Annotated in this window: 34 protein-coding genes; all 34 read right to left on the bottom strand. The window is 37.4% G+C overall.

Annotated features, from left to right (window positions below; translation table 11 throughout):
- Positions 1–133: 133 nt before the first annotated feature.
- The 34 genes from rpsI to rplC all read right to left on the bottom strand — a co-directional run bounded on the left by rpsI (position 134) and on the right by rplC (position 18558).
- The gene (gene rpsI, locus C1H58_RS09975; RefSeq protein WP_016426376.1) at positions 134–526 is read right to left on the bottom strand and encodes a 30S ribosomal protein S9; all 393 of its coding nucleotides are present in this window, start codon (positions 524–526) and stop codon (positions 134–136) included.
- Positions 527–545: 19 nt separating this feature from the next.
- Positions 546–983, bottom strand: a complete 438-nt coding sequence (rplM, locus tag C1H58_RS09970) for a 50S ribosomal protein L13 (protein WP_016426375.1) — start codon at positions 981–983, stop codon at positions 546–548.
- A gap of 215 nt (positions 984–1198) precedes the next feature.
- A complete protein-coding gene (gene truA, locus C1H58_RS09965; protein ID WP_165546088.1) occupies positions 1199–2002 on the bottom strand; it encodes a tRNA pseudouridine(38-40) synthase TruA in 804 nt (267 codons plus the stop codon).
- A gap of 20 nt (positions 2003–2022) precedes the next feature.
- Positions 2023–2826 carry an energy-coupling factor transporter transmembrane component T family protein gene (locus tag C1H58_RS09960; protein ID WP_050330271.1) on the bottom strand — a complete coding sequence of 268 codons (804 nt, stop codon included), beginning with the start codon at positions 2824–2826 and terminating at the stop codon, positions 2023–2025.
- Entirely contained in the window at positions 2816–3682 is an 867-nt protein-coding gene (locus C1H58_RS09955) for an energy-coupling factor transporter ATPase (protein ID WP_165546087.1), read from the bottom strand. The genes C1H58_RS09960 and C1H58_RS09955 overlap by 11 nt, the downstream gene beginning before the upstream one ends.
- Positions 3679–4488 carry an energy-coupling factor transporter ATPase gene (locus C1H58_RS09950; RefSeq protein ID WP_050345312.1) on the bottom strand — a complete coding sequence of 270 codons (810 nt, stop codon included), beginning with the start codon at positions 4486–4488 and terminating at the stop codon, positions 3679–3681. Before C1H58_RS09950 ends, C1H58_RS09955 begins: the two co-directional genes overlap by 4 nt.
- Positions 4489–5004: 516 nt before the next feature.
- Positions 5005–5373 (bottom strand): 50S ribosomal protein L17, encoded by a 369-nt coding sequence (gene rplQ / locus C1H58_RS09945; protein WP_016426370.1) that lies wholly within the window; start codon positions 5371–5373, stop codon positions 5005–5007.
- A gap of 16 nt (positions 5374–5389) precedes the next feature.
- Entirely contained in the window at positions 5390–6334 is a 945-nt protein-coding gene (locus C1H58_RS09940; protein WP_016426369.1) for a DNA-directed RNA polymerase subunit alpha, read from the bottom strand.
- 75 nt (positions 6335–6409) lie between these two features.
- Complete coding sequence (gene rpsK / locus C1H58_RS09935; protein WP_014613235.1) at positions 6410–6799, bottom strand: 30S ribosomal protein S11; 390 nt, start codon at positions 6797–6799, stop codon at positions 6410–6412.
- 24 nt (positions 6800–6823) lie between these two features.
- Entirely contained in the window at positions 6824–7189 is a 366-nt protein-coding gene (rpsM, locus tag C1H58_RS09930) for a 30S ribosomal protein S13 (RefSeq protein ID WP_014613234.1), read from the bottom strand.
- 23 nt (positions 7190–7212) lie between these two features.
- The gene (gene rpmJ, locus C1H58_RS09925) at positions 7213–7326 is read right to left on the bottom strand and encodes a 50S ribosomal protein L36 (protein WP_002509257.1); all 114 of its coding nucleotides are present in this window, start codon (positions 7324–7326) and stop codon (positions 7213–7215) included.
- 31 nt (positions 7327–7357) lie between these two features.
- Positions 7358–7576, bottom strand: coding sequence for a translation initiation factor IF-1 (gene infA, locus C1H58_RS09920; protein WP_001118443.1), 219 nt, complete (start codon positions 7574–7576; stop codon positions 7358–7360).
- A gap of 158 nt (positions 7577–7734) precedes the next feature.
- Entirely contained in the window at positions 7735–8385 is a 651-nt protein-coding gene (locus C1H58_RS09915) for an adenylate kinase (RefSeq protein WP_016426368.1), read from the bottom strand.
- Positions 8386–8402: 17 nt separating this feature from the next.
- A complete protein-coding gene (secY, locus tag C1H58_RS09910; protein WP_016426367.1) occupies positions 8403–9695 on the bottom strand; it encodes a preprotein translocase subunit SecY in 1293 nt (430 codons plus the stop codon).
- On the bottom strand, positions 9695–10135 hold the full coding sequence (rplO, locus tag C1H58_RS09905) for a 50S ribosomal protein L15 (protein WP_016426366.1): 441 nt from the start codon (positions 10133–10135) through the stop codon (positions 9695–9697). Before rplO ends, secY begins: the two co-directional genes overlap by 1 nt.
- Positions 10136–10151: 16 nt before the next feature.
- Positions 10152–10331 carry a 50S ribosomal protein L30 gene (rpmD, locus tag C1H58_RS09900; RefSeq protein ID WP_050330247.1) on the bottom strand — a complete coding sequence of 60 codons (180 nt, stop codon included), beginning with the start codon at positions 10329–10331 and terminating at the stop codon, positions 10152–10154.
- A 16-nt stretch (positions 10332–10347) separates the two neighbouring features.
- Positions 10348–10845 carry a 30S ribosomal protein S5 gene (gene rpsE, locus C1H58_RS09895; protein ID WP_165546086.1) on the bottom strand — a complete coding sequence of 166 codons (498 nt, stop codon included), beginning with the start codon at positions 10843–10845 and terminating at the stop codon, positions 10348–10350.
- Positions 10846–10868: 23 nt separating this feature from the next.
- Positions 10869–11228 (bottom strand): 50S ribosomal protein L18, encoded by a 360-nt coding sequence (gene rplR / locus C1H58_RS09890; protein WP_050330246.1) that lies wholly within the window; start codon positions 11226–11228, stop codon positions 10869–10871.
- Positions 11229–11258: 30 nt separating this feature from the next.
- The gene (gene rplF / locus C1H58_RS09885; protein ID WP_016426362.1) at positions 11259–11795 is read right to left on the bottom strand and encodes a 50S ribosomal protein L6; all 537 of its coding nucleotides are present in this window, start codon (positions 11793–11795) and stop codon (positions 11259–11261) included.
- A gap of 28 nt (positions 11796–11823) precedes the next feature.
- Positions 11824–12222, bottom strand: coding sequence for a 30S ribosomal protein S8 (gene rpsH / locus C1H58_RS09880; RefSeq protein ID WP_014613226.1), 399 nt, complete (start codon positions 12220–12222; stop codon positions 11824–11826).
- 31 nt (positions 12223–12253) lie between these two features.
- Complete coding sequence (locus tag C1H58_RS09875; RefSeq protein ID WP_016426361.1) at positions 12254–12439, bottom strand: type Z 30S ribosomal protein S14; 186 nt, start codon at positions 12437–12439, stop codon at positions 12254–12256.
- Between the two features lie 21 nt (positions 12440–12460).
- A complete protein-coding gene (rplE, locus tag C1H58_RS09870; RefSeq protein ID WP_165546085.1) occupies positions 12461–13000 on the bottom strand; it encodes a 50S ribosomal protein L5 in 540 nt (179 codons plus the stop codon).
- Between the two features lie 21 nt (positions 13001–13021).
- Positions 13022–13339: a 50S ribosomal protein L24 gene (gene rplX / locus C1H58_RS09865; protein WP_016426359.1), complete on the bottom strand. Its 318-nt coding sequence runs from the start codon at positions 13337–13339 to the stop codon at positions 13022–13024.
- A gap of 42 nt (positions 13340–13381) precedes the next feature.
- Positions 13382–13750 carry a 50S ribosomal protein L14 gene (gene rplN / locus C1H58_RS09860; protein WP_016426358.1) on the bottom strand — a complete coding sequence of 123 codons (369 nt, stop codon included), beginning with the start codon at positions 13748–13750 and terminating at the stop codon, positions 13382–13384.
- A gap of 31 nt (positions 13751–13781) precedes the next feature.
- A complete protein-coding gene (rpsQ, locus tag C1H58_RS09855; RefSeq protein ID WP_016426357.1) occupies positions 13782–14045 on the bottom strand; it encodes a 30S ribosomal protein S17 in 264 nt (87 codons plus the stop codon).
- 24 nt (positions 14046–14069) lie between these two features.
- A complete protein-coding gene (rpmC, locus tag C1H58_RS09850; RefSeq protein WP_014613220.1) occupies positions 14070–14279 on the bottom strand; it encodes a 50S ribosomal protein L29 in 210 nt (69 codons plus the stop codon).
- Positions 14269–14703 (bottom strand): 50S ribosomal protein L16, encoded by a 435-nt coding sequence (gene rplP, locus C1H58_RS09845; protein WP_016426356.1) that lies wholly within the window; start codon positions 14701–14703, stop codon positions 14269–14271. Before rplP ends, rpmC begins: the two co-directional genes overlap by 11 nt.
- 2 nt (positions 14704–14705) lie before the next feature.
- Positions 14706–15359, bottom strand: a complete 654-nt coding sequence (rpsC, locus tag C1H58_RS09840; protein WP_016426355.1) for a 30S ribosomal protein S3 — start codon at positions 15357–15359, stop codon at positions 14706–14708.
- A 23-nt stretch (positions 15360–15382) separates the two neighbouring features.
- Positions 15383–15736, bottom strand: coding sequence for a 50S ribosomal protein L22 (gene rplV / locus C1H58_RS09835; RefSeq protein ID WP_016426354.1), 354 nt, complete (start codon positions 15734–15736; stop codon positions 15383–15385).
- A 32-nt stretch (positions 15737–15768) separates the two neighbouring features.
- Entirely contained in the window at positions 15769–16047 is a 279-nt protein-coding gene (gene rpsS / locus C1H58_RS09830) for a 30S ribosomal protein S19 (protein ID WP_014613216.1), read from the bottom strand.
- Between the two features lie 64 nt (positions 16048–16111).
- Positions 16112–16945: a 50S ribosomal protein L2 gene (gene rplB / locus C1H58_RS09825; protein WP_016426353.1), complete on the bottom strand. Its 834-nt coding sequence runs from the start codon at positions 16943–16945 to the stop codon at positions 16112–16114.
- 28 nt (positions 16946–16973) lie between these two features.
- Positions 16974–17249 (bottom strand): 50S ribosomal protein L23, encoded by a 276-nt coding sequence (gene rplW / locus C1H58_RS09820; RefSeq protein WP_016426352.1) that lies wholly within the window; start codon positions 17247–17249, stop codon positions 16974–16976.
- The gene (gene rplD, locus C1H58_RS09815; protein ID WP_016426351.1) at positions 17249–17872 is read right to left on the bottom strand and encodes a 50S ribosomal protein L4; all 624 of its coding nucleotides are present in this window, start codon (positions 17870–17872) and stop codon (positions 17249–17251) included. The genes rplW and rplD overlap by 1 nt, the downstream gene beginning before the upstream one ends.
- A 26-nt stretch (positions 17873–17898) precedes the next feature.
- Positions 17899–18558, bottom strand: a complete 660-nt coding sequence (gene rplC / locus C1H58_RS09810; protein ID WP_016426350.1) for a 50S ribosomal protein L3 — start codon at positions 18556–18558, stop codon at positions 17899–17901.

Genomic DNA, 18558 nt, shown 5'->3' with positions numbered 1-18558 from the left:
CTTTTTTAATATCAAAAATTAAAATAACGGTCAGTGACTATTTCACCAACCGTTAAAAATATATAACCATCATATAAAAAGCACCTCTCGAGTATTTTCGAGAAGTGCTGTAAATGTTGATATAACAACGATATTAACGTTTTGAGAATTGTGGTGAACGACGTGCTTTTTTAAGACCTGGTTTTTTACGTTCTTTCATACGTGGGTCACGAGTAAGTAATCCAGCACGTTTTAAAGAACCTCTGTATTCAGGATCTGCTTCTAATAATGCACGTGCAATACCGTGACGGATCGCTTGTGCTTGACCAGTGAAACCGCCACCGTGTACATTAACTAAAACGTCATAGTTACCTTTAGTTTCTGTTACATCAAATGGTTGGTTTAAGTCTAAGATTAATGATTCGAATGGTAAGTAGTCGCGTACATCGCGATCGTTCACTTTGATGTTACCTTCACCTGGTACTAAACGTACACGTGCTACTGAGTTTTTACGACGGCCTGTGCCTTTATATTCAACTTGTGCCAATGTAATTTCCTCCTTCTAATTAACCACGTAACTCGTAGTTTTCTGGTTGTTGTGCAGCGTGTGGATGTTCAGCGCCACCATAAACGAATAATTTTTTACCTTGTTTTTCACCTAAACGTGAACTTGGTAACATCCCTTTAATTGCGTTTTCTAATAAACGTTCTGGGTTTGTACGTCTTAATTCACCAGCAGTGATTGATTTTAAACCACCTGGGTGATTTGAGTGACGGTAGTAAATTTTATCGCTTTCTTTTTTACCAGTAAATTCGATTTTTGAAGCGTTAATGATGATAACGTAATCACCACTGTCAACGTGTGGTGTGTAAGTGACTTTATTTTTACCGCGTAAGATAGCTGCGACTTCTGAAGCTAAACGTCCTAAAGTTTGTCCTTCAGCATCAACAACATACCATTTGCGCTCAATGTTTGATTCATTTGCCATAAATGTTTGACGCATAATATTGTCCTCCTAGTGAATAAATCTTTCCTATTTGTCTTTCAGCTGGTTGTGACAGCACAACCTAGAGCGAGATATTTATTCCGTTAACTGTTGTTCTTTCCTGCTTATATATCTTTGTAACACAATAAGTTTCCGGGGCTTATCGTGGGGTGATATAAAACAATACCGTTAACTATCTTATAAGTTTTACGCCTTAATGTCAATGTATTTCATTAAATTTGTGACGATTTTTTCGTATGAATATTAATTGTTTCACCAAAGTCTATTTTGAGCTGTTCTGGCGATAAATATACCTTTTCTAAATAGAGACCTTCTGCCGGTGCTGTATGTGGTACAAGCGTTCGATCTTTCATTTTAAGGATATGTGGAATATCCTCACCTTGTCGCTTGCCTTTTCCGACTTCAAGTAAGTAAGCCATAATGACACGTACCATATTATATAAAAAACCTGACCCTGTAATAATAAAATCTAAGCCATCTTCAGTGACTTCAATGCGACTTTCATAAATCGTACGTGTTTTACTTTCAACTTCAGTCTTTTGAGAACAGAAACTAGTAAAATCATGCGTTCCAATAAAATGACGTGCAGCTGCTTGCATCGCTTCAATATTAAGTGCATGGGCCTCGAGCGTTTTCAAATGCGCGAGAAATGGATTGCGATGTGCATCTTGATAAATAGCGTATCGATAGCGTTTACCTACACAATCATAACGACAGTGAAAATCTGAATCGATTAAAGAGACTTCATGAACATAAATATCATCTGGTAACGCACTATTCATGGCATGTTGCCACTTATTAGATGTAATATTCAAATGCGTATCGAAATGGAAATACTGTTCTTTTGCATGAACACCACGATCTGTGCGACTTGTAGGGTGAATTCGAACAGGCTTTTGATGCATGCGTTTCAATATTTTTTCAAAATAGCCTTGCACTGTACGACCTTGGTTTTGAATTTGAAAGCCTAAAAATTGTGCCCCATTATAACTGATTTTCACTAACACACGTTGCATAAAATTCTCCCTTTCTCAATCTAAAAATGATGGCCTAACCATATCGAAATGACTGCAATTGGAATGATACTTAGTAAGGCAAGCGTATCTTTAACGTGCCATTCTAGTACACGATAACTTGTTCTCTGCTGATTTGCATCATAGCCTCTCACTTCCATAGCGATCGCCAATTCTTCTGCACGTTGAAAGGCAGAAATAAACAATGGAATCATTAAAGGGATAAACGCCTTAATACGTGCCACAATGGAGCCAGAACTAATATCTGAGCCCCGAGATTTTTGTGATAACACAATTTTATCTAATTCTTCCATCAAAGTAGGAATAAATCGTAGTGCAATAGACATCATCATACTTAACGCAGCTACAGGGACTTTGATATATTTCAACGGTTTAAATAAACGATCAAAAGCTTCTGTAAGGTTTAGAGGACTTGTCGTCAAAGTAAGTAGTGTTGAAATAATCATAATGTAAGCAAGGCGCAGTACAATTAAAATCCCTTCTCTAATTCCATTAGAATCAATAGACAGAATGCCCCATTCAAATAATCGTGTTCCGCCTTTCGTTAGAAACAGATGCATCACTAGTGTTAATAGTAAAAAGATAAAAATTGGAAGTAACCCTTTTAAAAGAAACCCCAGTGGAATACGTGCGGCTTTTAAAATCATTAACAATATGAAAGCAAGCCACAAATAACTATACGGATGGTGACTCAAAAAAATAACAATAATAAATAAAAATACAAAGATGAATTTACCACGTGGGTCTAAGCGATGAACGAAAGTGTCTAATGGTAAGTAACGTCCAATAATCAATTTATCTTTCATGACGTTGCCTCCATTCTTTGAACATCGTAGCAAACGCCTCTTCTGTCATTGCAAGCTGTTCAAATTGAATCCCTAAGCGCGCTTCAATATCTCTTTGTAAACGCACGATATCAGGCAAACAAAGGTGCAAAGCTTGAACGTCGTCAGTACGTGAAAAAAATTGTTGTGGTGTCGTCGATTCAATAAGGCTCCCTTTTTGCATTATTTTAACTTCGTCAGCAAATCGTGCCACATCATTCATATCATGTGTCACTAAAATGACCGTTTTATGCTGTTCCAGTTGCAATTTTTTAAATAACTGTATAACCTGTTCTCGACTGCGTGGATCTAATCCTGCTGTAGGCTCATCTAAAATTAAAATATCAGGGTCCATCGTGAGAATTGCAGTGAGTGCGACTTTTCTCATTTGACCGCCTGACAGTAAGAAAGGAGATTGCTTCATTGTGGCTTCTGCATCAAAACCTAACTCTGTTAATAAGCGCATCGCTTTGGCACGCGCTGCTTCAATATCCAGTCCGTAGTTTTGAGGGCCAAATAGCACTTCCTTTTCGACTGTCTCTTCAAAAAGTTGTGACTCAGGAAATTGAAACACCATCCCAATTCGTTTTCTAATTGACTTTAATTTTTTATCTTTTGTCTTTGGATTGATGGCGACGTCTAATACTTGCATATGGCCTTGTGTAGGTTTCAAGAGCCCATTGAAATGCTGAATTAAAGTTGACTTCCCTGAGCCTGTTTTTCCAATAATGGCATAATAACGCCCAGGTGAAAATTCAGTTGATATTTGATTGAGTGCTTGATATTCATACGGCGTCTTTTTCTGATACGTGTATGAAACTTCTTCAAATTTAATCATATTAAACGCTCCAATAATCCTTCATAAGTCATAAAACCTGGTTCCATATTTAATAGATTCGCGACACGCATTTCAAATGGCAAGTCTAAGCCAAGTGTCACTAATGACTGCCCGTGTTTAAATATCGAATCTACTGAACCATTTAAATAAACTTCACCTTGGTTCATCACGATTACTTGATCTGAGCTGACAACTTCAGAAAGGTCATGCGTAATCGCAATCACTGTCACCCCTTTTGTTTCGTTCAAGTGTTTGACCATGGCAAGTATGTCACGCTTTCCTTCTGGATCCAACATGGCTGTCGCCTCATCTAAAATAATTAATTGTGGCTCTAATGCAAGGACACCCGCAATCGCAACACGTTGTTTTTGTCCCCCTGACAATGCGGTCGGCTCATGATTTTGCTTGTCATACATATCGACGTCTTTCAAAACAGCTGGCACAATTTGATGCATCTTATCATAAGAAACATTTTTATTTTCTAAGCCGAAAGCAACGTCATATTTCACAGTTGAGCCAACAAACTGATTTTCAGGATTTTGAAATACGATTCCAATATGATGGTGAAAAGCTGGCCGATCTTTGCCTTTAATCGAGATGCCATTGACCTTTATATCTCCAGTAAAATCTTGCTCGATGCCTGTTAGAAGTTTCGCTAAAGTAGATTTTCCTGAGCCATTGTGACCGACAATCGAAACCCAATCACCTTTTTTAACTTTAAATTGAACATCATTCAAAACACGCGGTTGTTGTTCGTCGTATTGAAATGATACATGTTCAAATTCAATCAGGTTTTCGTCTTTCATTCAGCGTCCCTCCATTTGTACTAATACGCTTATTTTACAAAAAAAGACATGATTTGTATATGTATCAAGCCATATAAATAAAGAGCGGAACAGAAATCGAATGGATTTCGTAGTTCCGCCCTTCGCAGAGATGATGCGTTTTTATAAAAAATTGAGTTCACATGCATAAAGCATCGTTTACTCATTTTTATCGTTGATAGTACATGGCGCAGTTATAAACCAAGCATGAACAACTTCTGCTTGGTTTATTCGATGTTAAAATGAATCGCTAAGTATTATGAGTGCACCATTCAGCGACACATACGTGTAAAGAATCTGGATGTGATTCAATAAGATTTGGCGATGTCATCTTGATTTACGACCGATTACACTAAAAAAGCGCGCACCCCATCCTCATTGAGTTCACGCTTTGTCGTCAATATTTAGTTGGATGGGGTACTCTGAGCTAGACAATATTTGTATGTGGCAAACATTATCGTTGCACTCATTTGCTTTAATGTAGTAGTAGTGTATTAATTAAACTAATTCGATAATTACTTTTAATGCGCCATCGCCGTGACGTGGAGCAACTTTAAGAATACGAGTGTAACCACCTTGACGTTCTTCATAACGTTCAGCGATTTCACCGAATAATTTTTGAAGTGCTGTTTGTGTTGTTTCATCTTCGTTTAAGATTTCAACATTACGTAAAGTTTTTGCTGCTTGACGACGAGAAGCCAAGTCACCTTTTTTACCTAAAGTGATTAGTTTTTCAACTACGCTACGAAGTTCTTTCGCACGTGCTTCAGTCGTTTCGATGCGCTCACTTACGATTAATGATGTAGCTAAATCACGTAACATTGCTTTACGTTGATCTGAAGTACGACCTAATTTTCTGTAACCCATGAGTTAACCTCCTTTATCAATCTTCTTTTCTTAGACCTAAACCTAAGTCTTCTAATTTATATTTTACTTCTTCAAGAGACTTGCGACCTAAGTTACGAACTTTCATCATATCAGCCTCTGATTTATCAGCGAGTTCTTGTACAGAGTTGATACCTGCACGTTTAAGACAGTTGTAAGAACGTACAGATAAGTCTAATTCTTCGATAGACATTTCTAATACTTTTTCTTTTTGATCTTCTTCTTTTTCAATCATAATTTCAGCATTTTGTGCTTCATCAGTTAAACCAACAAAGATATTTAAATGCTCAGTCATGATTTTCGCTGCTAATGAAACAGACTCTTGTGGTGTGATTGAACCATCAGTCCATACGTCTAATGTTAATTTATCAAAGTCAGAACTTTGACCCACACGCGTATTTTCCACTGTGTAATTCACACGTTCTACTGGTGAGTACAATGAATCAACTGGAATAACACCGATTGGTAAATCACTTGAGTTGTTTTGATCAGCTAATGCATACCCGCGCCCTGTACTTGCAACTAAACGTAATTTAAGGTGACCACCTTGCGCTACTGTTGCAATTTTAAGATCTGGGTTTAAGATTTCAACATCACTGTCATGTGTGATATCTTTTGCAGTGACTTCGCCTTCTTCTTTAACATCGATTTCAAGTGTTTTATCTTCTTCTGAATATATTTTAAGTGCTAACTTTTTAATATTCATAACAATTGTTGATACGTCTTCAACGACATGATCAATTGCTGAGAATTCGTGTAAAACACCTTCAATTTCGATATATTTAACAGCCGCACCTGGTAATGATGATAGTAGGATACGACGTAAGGAGTTTCCTAGTGTAGTACCGTAACCACGTTCTAGTGGTTCAACAACGAACTTACCGAATTTAGCATCATCACTAACTTCAATTGTCTCAATTCTAGGTTTCTCAATTTCAATCATTTACATATCCTCCTTAAGTACGTCGACTTGCATAAACTTTAAATTCAAGTGATTTGTGACAAAACAAAAATTTAATTATACGCGACGACGTTTTGGTGGACGGCAACCATTATGTGGTACTGGAGTAACGTCTTTAATCGCTGTTACTTCTAAACCTGCTGATTGTAATGCACGGATCGCTGATTCACGACCTGGACCAGGGCCTTTTACAGTTACTTCTACTGATTTTAAACCATGTTCCATTGCTGCTTTTGAAGCTGTTTCAGATGCCATTTGTGCTGCGAATGGAGTAGATTTTTTAGAACCTTTGAAACCAAGCGCACCTGCAGATGACCATGATAAAGCATTACCGAATTCATCTGTAATAGTTACAATTGTATTGTTGAATGTTGAGCGGATGTGTGCCACACCGTTTTCAATATTCTTTTTCACTCTACGTTTACGTGATACTTGTTTACGTGCCATAGTATAATTTGCCTCCTTTACCTATTATTTTTTCTTGTTAGCTACAGTTTTAACTGGGCCTTTACGCGTACGCGCATTGTTTTTAGTTTTTTGACCATTTACTGGTAAACCACGACGGTGGCGGATACCACGGTATGATGAGATTTCCATCAAACGTTTGATGTTTAAGTTTGTTTCACGACGTAAGTCACCTTCAACTTTATAGCCGTCAACAACTTCACGGATACGACCTAATTCATCATCAGTTAAGTCTTTAACACGTGTATCTTCTGAAACGTTTGCTTCTGAAAGGATCTTTTGTGCTGAAGTTTTACCGATACCGTAGATATAAGTTAATGAGATTACTACGCGTTTATCACGTGGGATATCAATTCCTGCAATACGTGCCATTATATTTTACACCTCTCTTTTAATTAACCTTGTTTTTGTTTATGCTTAGGATTTTCACAAATTACCATTACTTTACCTTTACGTTTAATGACTTTACATTTTTCGCAAATTGGTTTTACTGATGGTCTTACTTTCATTTTTAAACCTCCTTCAATGTTGGAGTGACAATTATTTATAACGATATGTGATTCTTCCGCGTGTCAAATCATACGGAGACATTTCTACTGTTACTTTATCGCCAGGTAGAATACGAATATAGTTCATTCGAATTTTACCACTCACATGTGCTAGAATTTCATGACCATTTTCTAATTCTACTTTAAACATTGCGTTTGGTAAAGTATCTAATACTGTACCTTCAAGTTCGATAACGTCTTGTTTTGCCATTGGAATAACGCCTCCTTTTTGTTGTAAGGATGTTGAATATTAACTCAATAATCGCTTGGCTCGTTTCACTTTCAAAATATCGTTATAAAGCCTTATCACAATCAAATACATTTATGATACTAAAGATAACGACTTAAGAAGTGATAACCAAGTCGCTATTATTTTAATGATTCCAAAATATTTATGACGTCTGCTGTAACTTCATCAATATTTCTAGAACCGTCAATATTTTTCAGAACACCTTGTTTGCTGTAAAAATCTAAAATAGGTTTAGATTGTTTTACGTTTACTTTCAAACGATTAGCAACAGTTTCTGGGTTGTCATCTTCACGTTGATAAAGCTTACCACCATCAAGATCACAAACACCTTCAACTTTTGGAGGGTTGAAAACAAGATGATACGTTGTGCCACAAATCTCGCAAATACGACGACCTGTAAGACGATTCATTAATTCCTCTTCTGGCACTTCGATATTCACAACTGCATCAATTGTTCTACCAAGTTCTTCTAGAATAGAATTTAAAGCTTCTGCTTGCTCAATCGTACGAGGAAATCCATCTAATAAGAAACCTTTTTTCGCATCGTCTTCAGAGATACGTTCTTTGACAATACCTACTGTTACTTCATCTGGTACGAGTTCCCCACGATCCATAAATGATTTTGCCTCTTTACCAAGCTCAGTTTCATCTTTAATCGCTTTTCTAAACATATCCCCCGTTGAAATATGAGGAATAGGGTACTTTTTGGTAATCTCAGTCGCTTGAGTCCCTTTACCAGCACCAGGTAATCCCATTAAGATAATGTTCATGAGTGCCCTCCTACATATTATCGTCTACCAAAGCCTTTATATTCTTTTTCATTCACTTGTGCTTCTAAGCTTTTCATTGTCTCAATCGCTACACCGATAACGATGAGTAAGCTTGTCCCACCTAACTGAATGGCTTGAGGTAAGTTCATTACTTTAGTCGCAATAATTGGCAAGATTGCAATGACTGCTAAGAAAATTGAACCTACAAAAGTTAAGCGATAAAGGACTTTCGTAATATATTTTTTAGTTTGTTCACCAGGACGAATTCCTGGAACATAACTGCCTTGCTTCTTAAGATTTTCTGCCATTTTTTCTGGGTTAACTTGGACAAATGCATAAAAATAAGTAAATGCAATGATCAAGATCACATAGACAACCATACCCATATTATTAGATGGGTCTGCATAGTTCCCCACTTTTTGTGCCCAATCTGCTTTTGGGAAAATCAATGTTAACGTTCTTGGCAATAAGAAGAATGCCATAGAAAAGATAACTGGAATAACCCCTGCAGAGTTCACTTTTAACGGTAAGTACGTTGCTTGTGAACCAAGTCGCATGTTGGATTGTTTTTTTGCATATTGAATCGGTATTTTACGAATGGCTTGTAAAACATATACAGCCCCAACAGTAAGTAAAATCATACCTAATACGAGACCGCCTACTTTTAACCAAGCAAGTGTCACATCATCTTGACCGATAAATTCTTGTTGATAGAATTGGATCAAGGCAGATGGAAGTGTAGATAAAATACCTGCAAAGATAATGATAGAAATACCATTACCCACACCATATTGTGTGATTTGTTCACCCAACCACATTAAAAACGCAGTTCCTGCTGTAAGCACTACTGCAATAAGCAAATAAGACATTACACTTTGCTCTTTAATAAGAGTTCCGTTCAAATAGTTATTGAACTGAAACGCCATACCAATGGACTGAATAAATGCTAAAACAATTGTAAAATAACGCGTAAAGTTAGTTAACTTTTTACGTCCTGTTTCACCTTGTTTTGCCCATTCAGTAAATTTCGGTACAATGTCCATCTGCAACAATTGTACTACGATAGAAGCAGTGATGTAGGGCATGATTCCCATTGCGAAAATGGAAAAGTTCTTCAAGGCTCCGCCACCAAACGTGTTTAACAAGTCAGTGACGCCTTGAGAACCTTGTCGATTATCAAAAGCTTCTGGATTAACACCAGGTGCTGGGATGTACGTACCTATTTTGAAAATGACTAACATTGCAAGAGTAAAAAGTATCTTGTTACGAACTTCTTTTGTTTTGAAAAAGTTCACAAGCGTGTGAAACATTAGATCACCTCGTGTGCTCCGCCTTTCGCTTCAATAGCGTCCTTAGCTGATGCTGAGAATTTATGCGCTTTGACAGATAATTTCTTTTCTAATGAACCATTACCTAAAACTTTAATGCCAGATTTTTCACTTTTAACTACGCCTGTTTCGATTAATAATTCAGGTGTTACCTCAGTACCATCTTCAAATTTGTTAAGTTGGTCTAAGTTAACGATAGCATATTCTTTACGATTAATGTTTGTGAAACCACGTTTAGGAATACGACGGAATAATGGTAATTGACCACCTTCGAAACCTGGTCTTACGCCACCACCTGAACGTGCTTTTTGACCTTTTTGACCACGACCACTAGTTTTACCGTTACCTGTAGCCGCACCACGACCTACACGGTTACGTACTTTACGTGAGCCTTCTGATGGTTTTAATTCATGTAATTTCATTTTGGCACCTCCTTAATTATTTTTCTTCTACTGATACTAAGTGACTTACTTTGTTGATTTGTCCACGAATTGCTGGGTTGTCCTCAACGATAACAGAAGAATGGATCTTGTTAAGACCTAAAGCTTTAACTGTTTTACGTTGTGTTTCTGGACGCCCGATAACGCTTCGAGTGAGGGTGATTTGTATTTTAGCCATTTAAATGTTTCCCTCCTTAATTATAAAGTTCTTCTACTGATTTACCACGTAAACGGGCAACATCTTCAGCATTTTTTAAGTTTTGTAAACCATCAATTGTTGCGCGCACCATGTTGATTGGTGTGTTTGAACCTAAAGATTTACTTAAAATGTCAGTAATACCTGCAAGTTCTAATACGGCACGAACTGGGCCACCTGCGATAACACCAGTACCAGGTGCTGCTGGTTTCATTAAAACACTTCCTGAACCAAAACGTCCAGTAATTGTGTGTGGTGTTGTACCATCAACACGTGTTACAGTGATAAGATTTTTCTTCGCTGCTTCAACTGCTTTTTTGATTGCTTCAGGTACCTCTTGTGCTTTACCAGTACCGAATCCAACGCGACCATTTTTGTCACCTACTACTACAAGTGCAGTAAAACGGAAACGACGACCACCTTTTACTACTTTAGCAACACGGTTAATCGTAACTACGCGTTCTTCAAATTCTTTAACTTCTTCTCTACGAGCCATTATATATTGTCCCTCCTTTTAAATTAAAATTGAAGTCCATTTTCACGAGCTGCATCTGCTAATGCTTTCACACGGCCGTGGAATAAGTATCCTCCACGATCAAATACAACTGCTTCGATTCCTTTTTCGCTTGCTTTTTTAGCAATTGCTTCACCGACTTTAGATGCTAATTCAACTTTTGTAGCTGAAGCGTCTGCATCAACGTCTTTAGTAGAAGCTTGTGCTAGAGTTACGCCTTTAGTATCATCAATGATTTGTGCATAGATGTGTTTGTTTGAACGATATACGTTTAGACGTGGCTTTTCGCTAGTACCTGACAATTTCGTACGAACGCGTGCATGTCTTTTTAAACGTACTTTGTTTTTATCAATTTTGCTGATCATGTCAATACTCCTTTCTGTAGAGTTTATTTATTATTTACCAGTTTTACCTTCTTTACGACGAACATATTCGCCTTGGTAACGAATACCTTTACCTTTATAAGGTTCTGGTGGACGAACGTCACGAATTTTAGATGCTGTTGCACCTACTAATTCTTTATCGATACCTTCAACCTTAACAGTTGTATTTTTATCTACTGAGAAAGTAATGCCTTCAGCAGCTTCGATTTCAACTGGGTGAGAGTAACCAACGTTTAATACAAGATTTTTACCTTGTACTTGAGCACGGTAACCTACACCGATAAGTTCAAGTGATTTTTCGTATCCTTTAGATACACCTTGTACCATGTTATTGATTAACGCACGAGTTGTACCATGAACAGTTCTGTGTTCTTTAGAATCTGATGGTCTAACAACTTCAAGTGTGTTTTCTTCTTGTTTGTAAGTCATTTCTTCATTTAAAGTTCGTGATAATTCACCTTTAGGCCCTTTAACTGAAACTGTATTACCTTCGATAGTTACAGTAACGTCGCTAGGGATTTCGATAATTTTTTTACCAACACGGCTCATGCTATGGCACCTCCTTATTTATTATATCTTACCAAATGTATGCTAATACTTCTCCACCAACATTACGTTTTCTTGCTTCTTTATCAGTGATTACACCTTCAGAAGTAGAAACTAATGCGATACCTAAACCATTTAATACTTTAGGTACTTCGTTTGCTTTCGCATATACACGTAAACCAGGTTTAGAAATACGTTTTAAGCCTGTAATAACACGCTCGTTGTTTGAACCATATTTTAAGAATAAACGGATAACACCTTGTTTATCATCTTCGATATATTCTACATTTTTGATGAAACCTTCGTTTTTAAGGATTTCAGCAATTTCTTTTTTAATATTTGATGCAGGTAATTCTAATTTTTCGTGACGCACCATGTTTGCGTTTCTTACACGAGTAAGCATATCTGCAATTGGATCTGACAATGTCATAGTTTGTTGCCTCCTTTCAAGAGTTAAATTTTTACCAGCTAGCTTTACGTACGCCAGGAATTTGACCTTTGTAAGCTAATTCACGGAAACAAATACGGCAAAGTTTAAATTTACGAAATACAGAATGTGGGCGACCACATTGTTCACAACGTGTATATTCACGAACTTGGAACTTTTGTTCACGTTGTTGTTTAGCAACCATTGATTTTTTAGCCATTTAATTCGCCTCCTTCAGAAATTATTTTTGAAACGGCATACCGAATTGAGTTAATAATTCGCGCGCTTCTTCGTCTGTATTAGCAGTAGTAACAATAACGATATCCATACCACGTACTTTTGATACTTTATCGTAGTCAATCTCAGGGAAGATTAATTGTTCTTTAACACCTAAAGTGTAGTTACCGAGACCGTCAAATGCGTTTTTAGAAACACCACGGAAGTCACGTACACGTGGAAGTGATACTGAGATTAATTTATCTAGGAATTCATACATTCTTTCGCCACGTAAAGTTACTTTTGCACCGATTGGCATACCTTCACGTAAACGGAATGTTGCAACTGATTTTTTCGCTTTAGTGATTAATGGTTTTTGACCAGTGATTGCAGTTAATTCCTCAACAGCGTTATCTAAAACTTTTGAGTTTTGTACTGCGTCACCAACACCCATGTTCACAACGATCTTTTCGATTTTTGGTACTTCCATTACTGAACTGTAGTTAAATTTCTTAACTAAGTTTTCAGTAACTTCTGAGTTAAATTTTTCTTTTAAACGGTTCAAAGTGGATCCTCCTTTCAACTATTATGAATTAGACTTGATTTCTTCGCCAGATTTTTTAGCGATTCTTACTTTTTTACCATCGACAAATTTGTATCCAACACGAGTTGGTTCGTTTGTTTTAGGGTCTAATATTTGTACATTAGAAACGTGAATTGCTGCTTCAGTTTCTAAGATTCCACCTTCAGGATTAAATTGAGTTGGTTTTTGGTGTTTTTTAACGATGTTTACACCTTCCACAACGACACGGTCTTTTTTAGGTTCAGTTGCTACAACTTTACCAGTTTTACCTTTGTCTTTACCTGCGATAACGATTACGTTGTCACCTTTTTTGATATGCATGTGGGCACCTCCTTAAGATTTATGATTATTATTTACGATTAATTATAGTACTTCTGGTGCAAGGGAAACGATTTTCATAAAGTTTCCTTCACGTAATTCACGTGCTACTGGACCAAAGATACGTGTACCACGTGGTCCTTTGTCATCACGAATTACAACACATGCATTTTCATCAAATTTGATGTATGAACCGTCTTTACGACGTACACCTGATTTAGTACGTACGACAACAGCTTTAACAACATCGCCTTTCTTAACAACGCCTCCAGGTGTAGCATTTTTAACAGTAGCTACAATAACGTCACCGATGTTAGCAGTTTTACGGCCAGATCCACCTAATACTTTGATTGTAAGTACTTCACGAGCACCAGAGTTGTCTGCTACTTTTAAGCGTGTTTCTTGTTGTATCATGATTAAACCTCCCTTATCTTTTAAATAGTCATTAAATAATTACTGATTCTTCGACGATTTCTACTAAACGGAAACGTTTTGTCGCTGATAAAGGACGAGTTTCTTGGATTCTAACGATATCTCCGATTTTAGCTGTATTGTTTTCGTCATGTGTTTTATATTTTTTAGAGTATTTTACACGTTTACCATATAGTTTGTGTGTTTTATATGTTTCAACTAAAACAGTGATTGTTTTGTCCATTTTATCTGAAACAACTTTACCAACGTAAACTTTACGATCATTTCTTTCGCTCACTTTAGTAACCTCCTCTTTCAATCATTATTGGTTTGCTTTACCTTGTTCTAATTCTCTTTCACGTGCAACAGTTTTTAGACGTGCAATTGTTTTTCTTACTGTTTTAATGCGTGCCGTCTCTTCTAATTGACCTGTAGCTAATTGAAAGCGTAGGTTAAAAAGCTCTTCTTTTGAAGATTTGATTTGCTCTTCGATTTCTGAAGTGGTTAAGTCTCTAATTTCCTTAGCTTTCATTTGTTTCACCACCCAATTCTTCACGTTTTACAAACTTCGTTTTAACTGGAAGTTTGTGACTCGCTAAACGTAATGCTTCACGCGCAACTTCTTCAGATACGCCTGCAACTTCAAATAAAATTCTACCTGGTTTTACTACTGCAATCCAGCCTTCAACCGCACCTTTACCAGCACCCATACGTACTTCTAAAGGTTTTTGTGTATATGGAGTGTGAGGGAAGATTTTAATCCAAACTTTCCCGCCACGTTTCATGTAACGTGTCATAGCAATACGAGCTGATTCGATTTGACGAGATGTGATCCATGAAGTTGTTGTTGCTTGAAGACCAAACTCACCGAATGTTACAAAGTTACCGCCTTTTGAACGACCCTTAGTGTCAGGACGATGTTGACGACGATATTTTACACGCTTTGGTAGTAACATAATTATTTTCCTCCTTCACTATTTTTCTTAGTAGGAAGAACTTCACCACGATAAATCCATACTTTAACACCTAACTTACCATAAGTTGTGTCAGCCTCTGCATGTGCATAATCGATGTCTGCACGTAAAGTATGAAGTGGTACAGTTCCTTCTGAGTATTGTTCAGCACGTGCGATGTCTGCACCGCCTAAACGACCTGAAACTTGAGTTTTGATACCTTTAGCACCTAATTTCATTGCTCTTCCGATAGCTTGTTTTTGAACACGACGGAATGAAGCACGGTTTTCTAATTGACGTGCAATGTTTTCAGCAACTAAACGTGCATCAAGATCAACTTTCTTGATTTCAATAACATTGATGTGAACTTTTTTATCAGTTAATTGATTTAATTTGTTACGAAGTTTTTCGATTTCAGAACCGCCTTTACCGATAACCATACCTGGTTTACCAGTATGAATTGCAATGTTGATGCGGTTAGCAGCACGCTCAATCTCAACGTGAGATACTGAAGCGTCTTTTAATGCGTTATCAATAAATTTACGAATTTTTAAATCTTCATGTAAAAGTGATGCGAAATCTTTCTCTGCGAACCATTTCGCTTCCCAGTCACGGATAATACCAACACGAAGACCGATTGGATTAATTTTTTGACCCACGGTATTCCCTCCTTAATATTTGATTAAGCTTCTTGAGCTTCCTCTTTACCATCACTCACTACGATTGTGATGTGGCTTGTTCTTTTGTTAATTGCGCTTGCACGTCCTTGCGCACGTGGACGGAAACGTTTTAATGTTGGTCCTTCGTTAGCATATGCTTCTTTAACAACTAATTCATCTGTGTTCATGCCATAGTTGTGCTCTGCATTAGCTAAAGCGGACATTAATAATTTTTCTACTACTGGAGAAGAAGCTTTGTTTGTTAATTTTAAAATCGCTACTGCTTCTCTAACATCTTTTCCTCGGATTAGGTCTAATACTAATCTTACTTTACGAGGTGCGATTCTGATCGTTCTAGCAACCGCTTTTGCTTCCATTCGTTTTTCCTCCTCTACTGATTAAAGATTGTTTATCTTCTTGTTTTCTTATCGTCTGCAGCATGTCCTTTGAATGTACGTGTTGGAGCAAATTCACCTAATTTGTGTCCAACCATATCTTCAGTTACATATACAGGTACATGTTTACGTCCATCGTATACAGCAAATGTGTGCCCAATAAAGTTTGGGAAAATTGTTGAACGACGTGACCATGTTTTAATTACTTGCTTTTTCTCGCTATCGCCTTGAGCTTCCACTTTTTTCATTAAGTGATCATCGACGAAAGGTCCCTTTTTAATACTACGAGCCATAGTGGCGCCTCCTTTCTTATTATGTGCGTGCAGCGATTACGCCGCACACCCAAATAAGCTATTTTTATTTTCTCTTACGTCCACGTACGATAAGTTTATCAGAACGTTTTTTACCACGACGAGTTTTCTTACCAAGCGTAGGTTTACCCCATGGTGACATTGGTGATGGACGACCGATTGGTGCGCGACCTTCACCACCACCGTGTGGGTGATCGTTAGGGTTCATTACAGAACCACGAACTGTTGGGCGTTTACCTAACCATCTAGATTTACCAGCTTTACCAACGTTAACAAGTTCGTGTTGTAAGTTACCAACTTGACCGATTGTTGCACGGCAAGTTGAAAGAATCATACGTACTTCACCAGAGCGAAGTCTTACAAGTACATATTTACCTTCTTTACCAAGTACTTGTGCGCTTGCACCTGCTGAACGAGCAAGTTGACCGCCACGTCCTGGTTTTAATTCGATGTTATGAATTACTGTACCGACTGGAATGTCTTTTAATTGAAGTGCGTTACCAACTTTGATGTCAGCTTCTGAACCACTTTCAATGACTTGACCTACTTCTAAGCCTTTAGGTGCGATAATGTAGCGTTTTTCACCATCTGCATAGACGATTAAAGCAATGTTTGCTGATCTGTTTGGATCATATTGGATTGAATCCACTTTACCTGGGATTCCATCTTTGTTACGTTTGAAATCAATAACACGGTATTGACGTTTGTGACCGCCACCATGGTGACGTACTGTCAATTTACCTTGGTTGTTACGACCCGCTTTTTTCGGTAGCGGTTGTAATAATGACTTTTCAGGTTCAGATTTTGTGATCTCAGCAAAATCTAATGTAGTCATATTACGACGACCATTAGTAATTGGCTTATAATGTTTAAGAGCCATTGTCGCTTACCTCCTTATTGGTATGTTTTTAGTTGAATAAATCGATTTGACCTTCTTTAAGTGTCACAATCGCTTTACGGCGTTTGTTTGTATAGCCTTGGTAACGGCCCATACGTTTTTTCTTTGGTTTATAGTTGATGATGTTAACATTTGCAACTTTAACTTCAAAGATTTCTTCTACTGCTTTTTTAACTTGAGTTTTGTTCGCACGAACATCTACATCAAAAGTATATTTATCTTCAGCCATTGCTGCAGATGATTTCTCAGTGATTACGGGGCGCTTTAGAATATCTCTAGCTTCCATTATCCGAGCACCTCCTCAACTTTTTTAGCTGCTTCTTGAGTGATTAATACGCTATCAGCGTGTGTTAAATCTAAAACATTTAAACCTTCTGGTGTTGTGATTTGTACGCCAGGAATGTTACGTGCTGATAATTCAACATTTACATCTTCTCCAACTGTTACAACCAACACTTTTTTAGGTAGCTCTAAATTTGTTAAAGTTGTTTTGAATTCTTTTGTTTTTGGTGCTTCTAAGTTAAAGCTGTCCACAATTTTGAATTCATTTTCTTTAACTTTGTAAGAAATTGCAGAACGTAATGCTAAACGACGCATTTTCTTAGGCATTTTGTATGCGTAGCTTCTTGGTGTTGGACCGAATACGACACCACCACCACGCCATTGAGGAGCACGAATTGTACCTTGACGCGCACGTCCTGTACCTTTTTGTCTCCATGGTTTACGTCCACCGCCACGTACTGCTGAACGGTTTTTTACCGCATGTGTACCTTGACGTAATGAAGCACGTTGTAAGTTAATTGCTTCAAATAAAACTTCATTATTAGGTTCGATTGCAAATACTGCATCGCTAAGTTCTACTGAACCTGCTTTTGAACCATCAACTTTGAATACATCATAATTTGCCATTATGCATTTCCTCCTTTCGCTACGATTTATTTGTTAGCTTTAATTGCTGATTGGATTTGAACAAAACCTTTTTTAGGACCAGGTACGTTACCTTTAACTAAAATTACGTTGTTTTCCGTATCGACTTGAACAACTTCTAAGTTTTGAACAGTTACTGTATTACCACCCATGCGGCCTGGTAATTTTTGCCCTTTAAATACACGTGATGCGTCTGAAGCCATACCGATAGAACCTGGCGCTCTATGGAAGTGTGAACCGTGAGACATTGGTCCGCGAGCTTGATTATGGCGTTTGATTGCACCTTGGAAACCTTTACCTTTTGAAGTTCCTGTTACATCAATGATGTCTCCAACTTCAAATGTATCTACTGAGACTTCTTGACCTACTTCGTATTCGTCAACATTAACGTTTCTGAATTCACGAATGAAGCGCTTAGGTGCTGTGTCAGCTTTTTTAGCGTGACCTTCAGCTGGTTTATTCGCATATTTGTTTGTTTTTCTATCTTTTTTGTATGCTTCTTTGTTTTCAAAACCGATTTGGATTGCGTTGTAACCGTCAACCTCAACCGTTTTCTTTTGTAATACTACATTTTCTTTTGCTTCTACTACAGTTACTGGGATTAAGTCGCCGTTTTCACCGAATACTTGAGTCATCCCAATTTTTCTTCCTAAGATTCCTTTGGTCAT

The organism is Staphylococcus sp. 191, assembly GCF_011174885.1.
In the GTDB taxonomy this organism is placed as follows: Bacteria; Bacillota; Bacilli; order Staphylococcales; family Staphylococcaceae; genus Staphylococcus; species Staphylococcus coagulans.
Note: the sequence above shows the minus strand (reverse complement) of the source record. Positions and strands in the feature narration are given on the sequence as shown.

Bases quoted from the DNA above. Each gene is read 5' to 3' on its own strand.
- rplV (WP_016426354.1), bottom strand. From the start codon at position 15,736: ATGGAAGCAAAAGCGGTTGCTAGAACGATCAGAATCGCACCTCGTAAA.
- secY (WP_016426367.1), bottom strand. From the start codon at position 9,695: ATGTTTCACACGCTTGTGAACTTTTTCAAAACAAAAGAAGTTCGTAAC.
- C1H58_RS09915 (WP_016426368.1), bottom strand. From the start codon at position 8,385: ATGAACATTATCTTAATGGGATTACCTGGTGCTGGTAAAGGGACTCAA.
- C1H58_RS09950 (WP_050345312.1), bottom strand. From the start codon at position 4,488: ATGAAAGACGAAAACCTGATTGAATTTGAACATGTATCATTTCAATAC.
- C1H58_RS09875 (WP_016426361.1), bottom strand. From the start codon at position 12,439: ATGGCTAAAAAATCAATGGTTGCTAAACAACAACGTGAACAAAAGTTC.
- rplN (WP_016426358.1), bottom strand. From the start codon at position 13,750: ATGATACAACAAGAAACACGCTTAAAAGTAGCAGACAACTCTGGTGCT.
- C1H58_RS09955 (WP_165546087.1), bottom strand. From the start codon at position 3,682: ATGATTAAATTTGAAGAAGTTTCATACACGTATCAGAAAAAGACGCCG.
- rpmD (WP_050330247.1), bottom strand. From the start codon at position 10,331: ATGGCTAAAATACAAATCACCCTCACTCGAAGCGTTATCGGGCGTCCA.
- rplP (WP_016426356.1), bottom strand. From the start codon at position 14,703: ATGTTACTACCAAAGCGTGTAAAATATCGTCGTCAACATCGTCCTGAC.
- rpmC (WP_014613220.1), bottom strand. From the start codon at position 14,279: ATGAAAGCTAAGGAAATTAGAGACTTAACCACTTCAGAAATCGAAGAG.
- rplC (WP_016426350.1), bottom strand. From the start codon at position 18,558: ATGACCAAAGGAATCTTAGGAAGAAAAATTGGGATGACTCAAGTATTC.
- rplB (WP_016426353.1), bottom strand. From the start codon at position 16,945: ATGGCTCTTAAACATTATAAGCCAATTACTAATGGTCGTCGTAATATG.
- rplQ (WP_016426370.1), bottom strand. From the start codon at position 5,373: ATGGGTTACAGAAAATTAGGTCGTACTTCAGATCAACGTAAAGCAATG.
- rpsS (WP_014613216.1), bottom strand. From the start codon at position 16,047: ATGGCTCGTAGTATTAAAAAGGGACCTTTCGTCGATGATCACTTAATG.
- rplW (WP_016426352.1), bottom strand. From the start codon at position 17,249: ATGGAAGCTAGAGATATTCTAAAGCGCCCCGTAATCACTGAGAAATCA.
- infA (WP_001118443.1), bottom strand. From the start codon at position 7,576: ATGGCAAAACAAGACGTTATCGAACTTGAAGGTACAGTATTAGATACT.
- rpsE (WP_165546086.1), bottom strand. From the start codon at position 10,845: ATGGCTCGTAGAGAAGAAGTTAAAGAATTTGAAGAACGCGTAGTTACG.
- rpsH (WP_014613226.1), bottom strand. From the start codon at position 12,222: ATGACATTGTCAGATCCAATTGCAGATATGCTTACTCGTGTAAGAAAC.
- rplX (WP_016426359.1), bottom strand. From the start codon at position 13,339: ATGCATATCAAAAAAGGTGACAACGTAATCGTTATCGCAGGTAAAGAC.
- rpsK (WP_014613235.1), bottom strand. From the start codon at position 6,799: ATGGCACGTAAACAAGTATCACGTAAACGTAGAGTGAAAAAGAATATT.
- rpsM (WP_014613234.1), bottom strand. From the start codon at position 7,189: ATGGCACGTATTGCAGGAATTGATATCCCACGTGATAAACGCGTAGTA.
- C1H58_RS09960 (WP_050330271.1), bottom strand. From the start codon at position 2,826: ATGAAAGATAAATTGATTATTGGACGTTACTTACCATTAGACACTTTC.
- C1H58_RS09940 (WP_016426369.1), bottom strand. From the start codon at position 6,334: ATGATTGAAATTGAGAAACCTAGAATTGAGACAATTGAAGTTAGTGAT.
- truA (WP_165546088.1), bottom strand. From the start codon at position 2,002: ATGCAACGTGTGTTAGTGAAAATCAGTTATAATGGGGCACAATTTTTA.
- rplR (WP_050330246.1), bottom strand. From the start codon at position 11,228: ATGATCAGCAAAATTGATAAAAACAAAGTACGTTTAAAAAGACATGCA.
- rpmJ (WP_002509257.1), bottom strand. From the start codon at position 7,326: ATGAAAGTAAGACCATCAGTAAAACCAATTTGCGAAAAATGTAAAGTC.
- rplM (WP_016426375.1), bottom strand. From the start codon at position 983: ATGCGTCAAACATTTATGGCAAATGAATCAAACATTGAGCGCAAATGG.
- rplO (WP_016426366.1), bottom strand. From the start codon at position 10,135: ATGAAATTACATGAATTAAAACCATCAGAAGGCTCACGTAAAGTACGT.
- rplF (WP_016426362.1), bottom strand. From the start codon at position 11,795: ATGAGCCGTGTTGGTAAAAAAATTATCGAAATCCCTAGCGACGTTACT.
- rplD (WP_016426351.1), bottom strand. From the start codon at position 17,872: ATGGCAAATTATGATGTATTCAAAGTTGATGGTTCAAAAGCAGGTTCA.